This window comes from Nonomuraea lactucae (genome assembly GCF_003313395.1).
Classification (GTDB): Bacteria; Actinomycetota; Actinomycetes; order Streptosporangiales; family Streptosporangiaceae; genus Nonomuraea; species Nonomuraea lactucae.
In genome coordinates this window covers 1-1,522 of the sequence record NZ_QNFZ01000525.1, presented here as the reverse complement: position 1 = coordinate 1,522, position 1,522 = coordinate 1, and the positions used below count along the sequence as shown (strand labels likewise).

The following is a 1,522-nucleotide window of genomic DNA, read 5'->3' as shown; positions in this document are numbered from 1 at the left end:
CGCAGCTGAGGCCGAACTGTAGCTTGATGCAGGGAGCCGTCTTGCGGGGCTGCGCGTTGTCGCCACGAGCACGAGGGGCCGATTCGCCTACTTCCCCATGGCTCCTGCGGGCGACCCGCCGATCGGAGCACACGCGGGAAGAGGGAACGTGAAAGAGGTCCCGGAACAGGACTTACTCATCGAGCGGGTGGCCGCGCTGGACCTGGGCAAGGCCGCGTTAGAGGCGTGCGTGCGGGTGCCGCACGAGTCCAAAGCGGGCCGGCGCATGCAGGAGGTGCGTTCGTATGCCACCACCACCGCCGACCTGCTGGCCATGGCGGACTGGTTTCGCTGCTGGGGTGTCACCCGGGTGGTGATGGAATCGACCTCCGACTATTGGAAAGGGGCGTACTTCCTGCTGGAGGCCGAAGGCTTCGAGTGCTGGCTGGTCAACGCCCGGGACGTGAAGAACGTCCCCGGCCGGCCCAAGACCGACAAACTGGACGCGGTCTGGCTGGCCAAGGTCGCCGAGCGCGGCATGTGCCGCCCTTCCCTGGTGCACCCCGAGCCCATCCGGCAGCTGCGCGACCTGACCCGTTACCGGCGCGCCCTGGTCCAAGACCGCGCGCGTGAGATGCAGCGCGTCGAAAAGCTTCTCGAGGATGCCCAGATCAAGATCGGGACTGTGCTCACCGACATCCACGGCCAGTCCGGCCGCGCGATGATGGAGGCCCTGATCGCCGGAGAGCGCGACGTCTGTGTGATGGCGCAGCTGGCCAAGGGCCGCGCCCGCAACAAGATCCGCGAGCTGGAAGAAGCCTTGCGCGGCTTCTTCACCGGCCACCACGCCATGATCCTGCGCATGATGCTGGACAACATCGACCGGATGGCCGCCCAACTCACCGAACTGGACCGCAAGATCGAGACCGCGGTCGCCCCCTTCGCCCAGCAGATCGGCCAGCTGGTGGAGATCCCCGGCCTGGACCAGATCGCCGCCCGCGAACTGATCGGCGAAATCGGCGTGGACATGACCCGCTTCCCCTCCCCCGCTCACCTGGCCTCTTGGGCCAAGTTCTGCCCCCAGGTCCACGAATCGGCCGGCAAGAAGAAGAGCAAGAGCCGAGGCAAGGGCAACCCCTGGCTCGCCGGCGCCCTGGGCCGCATCGTCTTCGGCTTCTCCCGCTCCGACTCCTTCCTCGGCGCCCGCTACCGCCGCCTGGCCAAACGCCGCGGCCCGCAAAAGGCCATCATCGCCGCCGGCAACTCCCTGCTGACCGTCGTCTACCACCTGCTCTCCGACCCCAACACCCGCTTCCACGACCTAGGCAGCGACTACTACACCACCCGGATCGACAAAGACCGCCAAGCCCGCAACCTCGCCCGCCACCTCCAAGCCCTCACCGGACAAAAGATCACCATCCACGACGGACAGGTGATCCTCCACACCCCCTGACCCCTCCCCACCGCGAAACCCCAACCATGATCACCAGGTCGGGGTTCGCTGCCGTCTGCCCAGCTCAGGAAGGGATTTTCGGGGCAGATT

At 66.9% G+C, this 1,522-nt stretch carries 1 protein-coding gene; it reads left to right on the top strand.

Annotation, left to right across the window (positions count from 1 at the left end):
* The first annotated feature begins 187 nt into the window (after positions 1-187).
* Positions 188-1,432 (top strand): IS110 family RNA-guided transposase, encoded by a 1,245-nt coding sequence (locus DQW85_RS23255; protein WP_205315348.1) that lies wholly within the window; start codon positions 188-190, stop codon positions 1,430-1,432.
* Positions 1,433-1,522 lie beyond the last annotated feature (90 nt).